Origin of the sequence: Xenophilus arseniciresistens (assembly GCF_028023875.1) — a bacterium.
GTDB classification, from domain to species: domain Bacteria; phylum Pseudomonadota; class Gammaproteobacteria; order Burkholderiales; family Burkholderiaceae_C; genus Xenophilus; species Xenophilus arseniciresistens.
In genome coordinates this window covers 645,211-652,895 of sequence record NZ_JAQIPB010000003.1, presented here as the reverse complement: position 1 = coordinate 652,895, position 7,685 = coordinate 645,211, and the positions used below count along the sequence as shown (strand labels likewise).

Sequence of the window (7,685 nt, the reverse complement as noted above, 5' to 3'; positions counted from 1 at the left end):
TGCCTGATGACCATAGCGAGTTGGTCCCACTCCTTCCCATCCCGAACAGGACAGTGAAACGACTCAGCGCCGATGATAGTGCGGACTCCCGTGTGAAAGTAGGTCATCGTCAGGCTGTTATGTGAAGAACGCGCCCTGCGTCAGCAGGGCGCTTTCTTTTTCTCCATTAAACTGAAATGAAGAAAAAGAAAGCGGTTCCAGTTGCTCAGCGAATGTTGCTGATGTATACTGGAAAGCTTCGCCGGCGAGCAAGCACTTTGAGTGCAAAGCGGGCTGGCAGAGGGTCGAAAGACCCTCAAAGTTGACAGGTTAAAATTTAACGTGTCATAATCGAAGGCTTCGCTGATCGCGGCGAGTCAAGCAGCTAGAGCTGCTGATCATTAAAAATATACAGCCGATAAGCGTGGGCGTTTGAGGGCAGATTGCCAAGTTCTTCGGAACTGAAGCTGCAAAGCTTCTTAAACGCTCATGAGAATAGAAGTGAAGTTCACTTCAATTCCGTTTTTATGAGTGGCCTCGAAAGAGGCAAAAACTTCAAGATCGAACTGTAGAGTTTGATCCTGGCTCAGATTGAACGCTGGCGGCATGCCTTACACATGCAAGTCGAACGGTAACAGGTCTTCGGATGCTGACGAGTGGCGAACGGGTGAGTAATACATCGGAACGTGCCCAATCGTGGGGGATAGCTCGGCGAAAGCCGGATTAATACCGCATACGATCTACGGATGAAAGCAGGGGATCGCAAGACCTTGCGCGAATGGAGCGGCCGATGGCAGATTAGGTAGTTGGTGGGGTAAAGGCTCACCAAGCCAACGATCTGTAGCTGGTCTGAGAGGACGACCAGCCACACTGGGACTGAGACACGGCCCAGACTCCTACGGGAGGCAGCAGTGGGGAATTTTGGACAATGGGCGCAAGCCTGATCCAGCAATGCCGCGTGCAGGATGAAGGCCTTCGGGTTGTAAACTGCTTTTGTACGGAACGAAAAGGCTCTGGCTAATACCTGGGGCTCATGACGGTACCGTAAGAATAAGCACCGGCTAACTACGTGCCAGCAGCCGCGGTAATACGTAGGGTGCGAGCGTTAATCGGAATTACTGGGCGTAAAGCGTGCGCAGGCGGTGATGTAAGACAGTTGTGAAATCCCCGGGCTCAACCTGGGAACTGCATCTGTGACTGCATCGCTGGAGTGCGGCAGAGGGGGATGGAATTCCGCGTGTAGCAGTGAAATGCGTAGATATGCGGAGGAACACCGATGGCGAAGGCAATCCCCTGGGCCTGCACTGACGCTCATGCACGAAAGCGTGGGGAGCAAACAGGATTAGATACCCTGGTAGTCCACGCCCTAAACGATGTCAACTGGTTGTTGGGAATTTGCTTTCTCAGTAACGAAGCTAACGCGTGAAGTTGACCGCCTGGGGAGTACGGCCGCAAGGTTGAAACTCAAAGGAATTGACGGGGACCCGCACAAGCGGTGGATGATGTGGTTTAATTCGATGCAACGCGAAAAACCTTACCCACCTTTGACATGTACGGAACTCGCCAGAGATGGCTTGGTGCTCGAAAGAGAGCCGTAACACAGGTGCTGCATGGCTGTCGTCAGCTCGTGTCGTGAGATGTTGGGTTAAGTCCCGCAACGAGCGCAACCCTTGTCATTAGTTGCTACATTCAGTTGGGCACTCTAATGAGACTGCCGGTGACAAACCGGAGGAAGGTGGGGATGACGTCAAGTCCTCATGGCCCTTATAGGTGGGGCTACACACGTCATACAATGGCTGGTACAAAGGGTTGCCAACCCGCGAGGGGGAGCTAATCCCATAAAGCCAGTCGTAGTCCGGATCGCAGTCTGCAACTCGACTGCGTGAAGTCGGAATCGCTAGTAATCGTGGATCAGAATGTCACGGTGAATACGTTCCCGGGTCTTGTACACACCGCCCGTCACACCATGGGAGCGGGTTCTGCCAGAAGTAGTTAGCCTAACCGCAAGGAGGGCGATTACCACGGCAGGGTTCGTGACTGGGGTGAAGTCGTAACAAGGTAGCCGTATCGGAAGGTGCGGCTGGATCACCTCCTTTCTGGAAACCGCAATCCAAATCAAACGTCCACACTTATCGGTTGTTGGAAGACAAGTCGAGTCATCGACATGGGTCTGTAGCTCAGCTGGTTAGAGCACCGTCTTGATAAGGCGGGGGTCGTTGGTTCGAGCCCAACTAGACCCACCAAACTTCCAATACATATGTGGAGAGATCCTGGGGGATTAGCTCAGCTGGGAGAGCACCTGCTTTGCAAGCAGGGGGTCGTCGGTTCGATCCCGTCATCCTCCACCATCACTTGAGTGAAGTGTCATCAACACCAAAGCGGCCTTGTGCAAACGAGGCTGTTTTGTTGTTGGTCAACATTGTTTGATCAATCGGCTGTTCTTTAAAAATTCATAGAGTCGAATCAGCGTTGTCGACGGAAAGAGCGAATTCGTAAAGGTTTTAGCTCACCGTGCCGTCGACAACATTTTTTGATTGCGTCAAATGAACTTCAGCTTGCTGCAAAGCAAATTGAAGACGGCATAACGCGTCAGGTGAAAGACCTGACAATTCCTTGATTGACTTGGAGCCCTCGTGAGAGGCGTCAAAGTTATAGGGTCAAGTGAATAAGAGCATGTGGTGGATGCCTTGGCGATGATAGGCGACGAAGGACGTGATAGCCTGCGATAAGCTTCGGGGAGCTGGCAAATAAGCTTTGATCCGGAGATTTCCGAATGGGGAAACCCACCGAAAGGTATCGTGCACTGAATACATAGGTGCACGAGGCGAACCGGGTGAACTGAAACATCTCAGTAGCTCGAGGAAAAGACATCAACCGAGATTCCGAAAGTAGTGGCGAGCGAAATCGGAAGAGCCTGCTAGTGATAGCACAGAACTTAGCAAAGCGGTCTGGAAAGGCCGGCCATAGTGGGTGATAGCCCCGTATGCGAAAAGATCTGTGTGGTACTAAGCTAGCGAAAAGTAGGGCGGGACACGTGTAATCCTGTCTGAATATGGGGGGACCATCCTCCAAGGCTAAATACTCATCATCGACCGATAGTGAACTAGTACCGTGAGGGAAAGGCGAAAAGAACCCCGGGAGGGGAGTGAAATAGATCCTGAAACCGCATGCTTACAAAAAGTCGGAGCCCTTCGGGGTGACGGCGTACCTTTTGTATAATGGGTCAGCGACTTACATTCAGTGGCAAGGTTAACCGAATAGGGAAGCCGTAGAGAAATCGAGTCCGAATAGGGCGTTCAGTCGCTGGGTGTAGACCCGAAACCAGGTGATCTATCCATGGCCAGGATGAAGGTGCCGTAACAGGTACTGGAGGTCCGAACCGACTAGTGTTGCAAAACTAGCGGATGAGCTGTGGATAGGGGTGAAAGGCTAAACAAACCTGGAAATAGCTGGTTCTCTCCGAAAACTATTTAGGTAGTGCCTCAAGTATTACCTTCGGGGGTAGAGCACTGTTTTGGCTAGGGGGTCATGGCGACTTACCAAACCAAGGCAAACTCCGAATACCGAAGAGTACAGCTTGGGAGACAGAGCACCGGGTGCTAACGTCCGGACTCAAGAGGGAAACAACCCAGACCGCCAGCTAAGGTCCCTAAAATTGGCTAAGTGGGAAACGAAGTGGGAAGGCTAAAACAGTCAGGATGTTGGCTTAGAAGCAGCCATCATTTAAAGAAAGCGTAATAGCTCACTGATCGAGTCGTCCTGCGCGGAAGATGTAACGGGGCTAAGCCAGTTACCGAAGCTGCGGATGTGCAATTTATTGCACGTGGTAGGAGAGCGTTCTGTAAGCCTGTGAAGGTGGCTTGTAAAGGCTGCTGGAGGTATCAGAAGTGCGAATGCTGACATGAGTAGCGTTAAAGCGGGTGAAAAGCCCGCTCGCCGTAAGCGCAAGGTTTTCTACGCAACGTTCATCGGCGTAGAGTGAGTCGGCCCCTAAGGCGAGGCAGAGATGCGTAGCTGATGGGAAACAGGTCAATATTCCTGTACCGATTGTTAGTGCGATGTGGGGACGGATCTTAATAGGTCATCCGACTGTTGGATATGTCGGTTTAGATGGATGTAGGCGTGCGCTAGGCAAATCCGGCGCACATATACCGAGGCCATCGATCGAGTGAGCTTGCTCATGAAGTGACTGAACGAGGTTCCAGGAAAAGCCACTAAGCTTCAGCTAACAACGACCGTACCGCAAACCGACACTGGTGCGCGAGATGAGTATTCTAAGGCGCTTGAGAGAACTCAGGAGAAGGAACTCGGCAAATTGACACCGTAACTTCGGGAGAAGGTGTGCCCTAGTAGTGTGAAGTGAACAACGGAGCATGAACGGGTTGCAAAAAATCGGTGGCTGCGACTGTTTATTAAAAACACAGCACTCTGCAAACACGAAAGTGGACGTATAGGGTGTGACGCCTGCCCGGTGCTGGAAGATTAAATGATGGGGTGCAAGCTCTTGATTGAAGTCCCAGTAAACGGCGGCCGTAACTATAACGGTCCTAAGGTAGCGAAATTCCTTGTCGGGTAAGTTCCGACCTGCACGAATGGCGTAACGATGGCCACACTGTCTCCTCCTGAGACTCAGCGAAGTTGAAATGTTTGTGATGATGCAATCTCCCCGCGGAAAGACGGAAAGACCCCATGAACCTTTACTGTAGCTTTGTATTGGACTTTGAACAGATCTGTGTAGGATAGGTGGGAGGCTTTGAAGCCAGGGCGCTAGCTCTGGTGGAGCCAACGTTGAAATACCACCCTGGTGTGTTTGAGGTTCTAACCTAGGCCCGTTATCCGGGCTGGGGACAGTGCATGGTAGGCAGTTTGACTGGGGCGGTCTCCTCCCAAAGCGTAACGGAGGAGTTCGAAGGTACGCTAGTTACGGTCGGACATCGTGACGATAGTGCAATGGCATAAGCGTGCTTAACTGCGAGACTGACAAGTCGAGCAGATGCGAAAGCAGGACATAGTGATCCGGTGGTTCTGTATGGAAGGGCCATCGCTCAACGGATAAAAGGTACTCTGGGGATAACAGGCTGATACCGCCCAAGAGTTCATATCGACGGCGGTGTTTGGCACCTCGATGTCGGCTCATCTCATCCTGGGGCTGTAGTCGGTCCCAAGGGTATGGCTGTTCGCCATTTAAAGAGGTACGTGAGCTGGGTTTAAAACGTCGTGAGACAGTTTGGTCCCTATCTTCCGTGGGCGCTGCAGATTTGAGGAAGCCTGCTCCTAGTACGAGAGGACCGGAGTGGACACACCTCTGGTGTATCGGTTGTCACGCCAGTGGCATTGCCGAGTAGCTAAGTGTGGAAGAGATAACCGCTGAAAGCATCTAAGCGGGAAACTCGTTTCAAGATGAGATCTGCCGGGGCCTTGAGCCCCCTAAAGAGTCGTTCAAGACCAGGACGTTGATAGGTCGGGTGTGGAAGCGCAGTAATGCGTTAAGCTAACCGATACTAATTGCTCGTGCGGCTTGACCCTATAACTTTGATGCCCAAAAACATCAAGGCTGTTATGCCAAGTGACGCAGTCAATAAATAAAAGCTGATTAGACTCTATGAATTACGCTTGGCCTGACACACCATCAGACCAAGCAAACAGTTATGCCTGATGACCATAGCGAGTTGGTCCCACTCCTTCCCATCCCGAACAGGACAGTGAAACGACTCAGCGCCGATGATAGTGCGGACTCCCGTGTGAAAGTAGGTCATCGTCAGGCTGTTATAAAAAAGCCCAGCTAAGAGATTAGCTGGGCTTTTTGCTTTTCGCTGCGCTGATGAACTGCTGCAAATTTGTTGCAGCGGCTCCTGCTTTGGGTATCTGCAGCGACTGTCACGCAATGGCCCCGGTGACAACAGCCCGACAAAGCGCTAATGGGGATTGGCCGATGCTCCACTACGAAGCTCGCGCCGCAGAATTTTGCCCACATTGGTTTTCGGCAGCGTATCGCGAAATTCGACGTACTTGGGGCGCTTGTAGCCTGTCAGCTTTTCATGGCAATAGCGCATGACGGCTTCCTCATCGAGGCTGGCATCGCGGCGCACCACGAAGACCTTGATGGCTTCACCCTGTTTTTCATCGGGAACGCCCACGGCGGCGCATTCGATGACGCCGGGACACAGGGAAATGACGTTCTCCAGCTCATTGGGAAAAACGTTGAAGCCGCTGACCAAGATCATGTCCTTCTTGCGGTCCACGATGCGTGAGGAGCCATCGGGGCTCATGATGGCGATGTCTCCGGTGCGCATGAAGCCGTCCGCGGTGAACGCAGCGGCGGTTTCTTCGGGCTGGTTGTAATAGGCGCGCATCACGTTCGGCCCCTTGATGCAGAGTTCGCCGGCCTGGCCGTGCGGCAGGGTGTTGCCGGCGTCGTCCTTGATGGCGATGTCGATGCCCGGCAGCGGCAGACCGATGGTCCCGGTGAAGGCGGTGTTGCTGACCGGGTTGTTGGTGCCGATGGCGCAGGTTTCGCTCATTCCCCAGCCTTCGATCATGGGGCAGCCCGTGGCCTCGAACCAGCGCTTGGCCGTGCCTTCGGACGCGGCCATGCCGCCGGCCTGGGACACGACCAGGCTGGAGAAGTCGACGGTCTTGAATTGCGGATGGCTCAGCAAGCCATTGAACAGGGTGTTCACGGCCGGCAGCATGTGGAAAGGGCGCTTCTTCAACGTGCCGATGAACTTGCCGATGTCCCGCGGGTTGGGGATCAGCGTGAGCCTGGAGCCTTGATGGATGGCCAGCAGGCACAGCGTCAGCGCGAAGATGTGATACAGCGGCAAGGCGGCAATGCTGTTGACCTGCCGCGGATCGCCGGCCTTGCGCAGCGCCGGGGTGAACCACGCCTGGGCCTGCAGCGTGGCGGCGATGATGTTGCGGTGAGTCAGCACGGAGCCCTTGGAGAGCCCCGTGGTGCCGCCGGTGTATTGAAGAAAGGCCACGGAATCGAGCGTGCTGTGATCCGGCCCCAGTGTCTGGCGGGCGCCCGCCACCATCGCAGCGGGCCAGCGGGTCACGGTGCGGCCGGGGTCCAGAGGAAGCTTGTAGGCCGGAACCATTTTGGCGAGATGGCGCACGGCAGCCGTGATGAAGGTCCCGTACGCCCCGCCCAGCTCATCGCCCGTCGCGGTGATCAGCACATGCTGCACGCCGGTGCGGGCCAGCACCTGCTGCAGCGTGCCGCAGAAGTTTTCCAGGATGATGATCGCCGTGGCGCCCGAGTCGTTGAGCTGATGTTCGAGTTCGCGCGCGGTGTACAGCGGGTTCACGTTGACGCAGGTGTAGCCGCCGCGCAGCACCCCCGCCATGGCCACCGCGAACTGCGGCACGTTGGGCAGCATGATGGCGACGCGGGCGTCCGGCTGCAGGCCCAGCGATTGCAGCCAGGCCCCGAGTGCGCGCGAGCGTCGCTCGAGGTCGCTGTAGCGCATCCAGCGTTCCATGCAGACCGAAAAGGGGGCGTCGCCATGGCGCTCGAAGGCGGACTCGAACATCTGGCGAAGCGAGCGGAACTGGCCGGGATCGATGTCGCGCGCCACGCCTTCGGGATAGGTGGCAATCTCGTTGGGATGCATGGAGTCTCCTGTTTGCCACGATTGTGGCGACGGCCCTGCAGCAACCCACAGGGGCTTGTCCTAGGCCCGTGCTGAAGCAGTCGCCCGTGC

At 54.8% G+C, this 7,685-nt stretch carries 1 protein-coding gene, 2 tRNA genes and 4 rRNA genes; 6 read left to right on the top strand and 1 reads right to left on the bottom strand.

All coding sequences use genetic code 11. The features are described from left to right. Positions 1–2: 2 nt before the first annotated feature. The 6 genes from rrf (PGB34_RS11675) to rrf (PGB34_RS11650) all read left to right on the top strand — a co-directional run bounded on the left by rrf (PGB34_RS11675) (position 3) and on the right by rrf (PGB34_RS11650) (position 5,743). Positions 3–115, top strand: a 5S ribosomal RNA gene (gene rrf, locus PGB34_RS11675). Between the two features lie 427 nt (positions 116–542). Next, a 16S ribosomal RNA gene (locus PGB34_RS11670) occupies positions 543–2,075 on the top strand. Between the two features lie 70 nt (positions 2,076–2,145). Beyond that, positions 2,146–2,222 (top strand) — tRNA-Ile (locus tag PGB34_RS11665). Between the two features lie 29 nt (positions 2,223–2,251). After that, a tRNA-Ala gene (locus PGB34_RS11660) sits at positions 2,252–2,327 on the top strand. Between the two features lie 307 nt (positions 2,328–2,634). Next, a 23S ribosomal RNA gene (locus tag PGB34_RS11655) occupies positions 2,635–5,505 on the top strand. A 125-nt stretch (positions 5,506–5,630) separates the two neighbouring features. Next, positions 5,631–5,743, top strand: a 5S ribosomal RNA gene (gene rrf, locus PGB34_RS11650). The 16S, 23S and 5S rRNA genes sit together here with 2 tRNA genes alongside, the layout of an rRNA operon. Positions 5,744–5,894: 151 nt before the next feature. On the opposite strand, the gene PGB34_RS11645 is transcribed toward rrf (PGB34_RS11650), so the two are convergent. Beyond that, positions 5,895–7,595, bottom strand: coding sequence for an AMP-binding protein (locus tag PGB34_RS11645; protein WP_271428239.1), 1,701 nt, complete (start codon positions 7,593–7,595; stop codon positions 5,895–5,897). Between the last annotated feature and the right edge of the window lie 90 nt (positions 7,596–7,685).

Bases quoted from the DNA above. Each gene is read 5' to 3' on its own strand.
- PGB34_RS11645 (WP_271428239.1), bottom strand. From the start codon at position 7,595: ATGCATCCCAACGAGATTGCCACCTATCCCGAAGGCGTGGCGCGCGAC.